General features: G+C 64.0%; 1 protein-coding gene. It reads right to left on the bottom strand.

Annotation, left to right across the window (positions count from 1 at the left end):
- Window positions 1–97: 97 nt before the first annotated feature.
- Window positions 98–937: a glutamate ABC transporter substrate-binding protein gene (locus TVB01_RS16600; protein WP_422457004.1), complete on the bottom strand. Its 840-nt coding sequence runs from the start codon at window positions 935–937 to the stop codon at window positions 98–100.
- Between the last annotated feature and the right edge of the window lie 23 nt (window positions 938–960).

Below are 960 nucleotides of genomic sequence, written 5' to 3'. Positions count from 1 at the left end.
GGCCCCCTCTCCCTAAAAATGGGGGGGCGCGGGGGGGGGGGCTGGGTTGGTGCCCCGGCCCCGAACGTTGCCGCCGAAACCCGGCGGAGGTGGCTGCTTAGGCGCAGGCGTCCATGGCCGGCGGGTTCAGTTCAGCGTTGAAGGTGTAGTCGGCACCCTCGGTGTTCTTCTTGATGGCTTCTTCCCAGGCGCCGTCTTCGATCATCTTCTCGATGGCAGCGTTGATGTCTTCACACTTGTCGCTGTCCTTCTGGATGCCGACGCCGTACTTCTCCTCGGAGAAGGTGTTGCCGACGACCTTGAACTGGCCCTTGTTTGCGTCCGTGGAAGCGAGGCCGGCCAGGATGATGTCGTCGGTGGTGACGGCGTCAATGGAGCCGCCCTGCATGGCGGTGACGCACTCGGCGTAGCTGGGCTGTTCCACCAGGTTGGCCTCGTTGGCCAGGGTGTCCTTGACCTTCTGGGCCGAGGTGGAGCCGGTGACGGAGCAGAGGGTCTTGCCGTTGAGATCCTCGGGGCCGGCGATCTCGCTGTCATCAGCGCGGACCAGCAGGTCCTGGCCGGCGACGAAGTACGGTCCGGCGAAGGCGACCTTTTCCTTGCGGGTGTCCGTGATGGAGTACGTTGCGAAGATCATGTCGACCTGGTCGTTTTCCAGCATGTTTTCGCGCTGTGCGGACGGGGTCTCGATCCACTCAATCTGGTCTTCGCTGTAGCCCAGTTCGTTGGCGACGTACTTGGCGACATCGACGTCGAATCCGGCGTAGGAGCCGCCTTCAGCGAAGCCGAGGCCCGGCTGGTCGAACTTGATGCCGACGCGGATGGTTTCGGCGTCGCCCGAATCTGCCGAGTCGGTGCCGGAGTCGCTGCCGCAGGCGGACAGGGTCAGTGCTGCAGCGGCTGCCATGGCGGCAACTGCGTAACGGGTAGTGCGCATTTTTTCTCCTTGCATTGCGGCGG

This window comes from Arthrobacter sp. 7Tela_A1, assembly GCF_049311065.1.
Classification (GTDB): Bacteria; Actinomycetota; Actinomycetes; order Actinomycetales; family Micrococcaceae; genus Arthrobacter_B.
The sequence above is the reverse complement of the archived record's forward strand: the minus strand, read 5'-3'. Positions and strand labels throughout refer to the sequence as shown.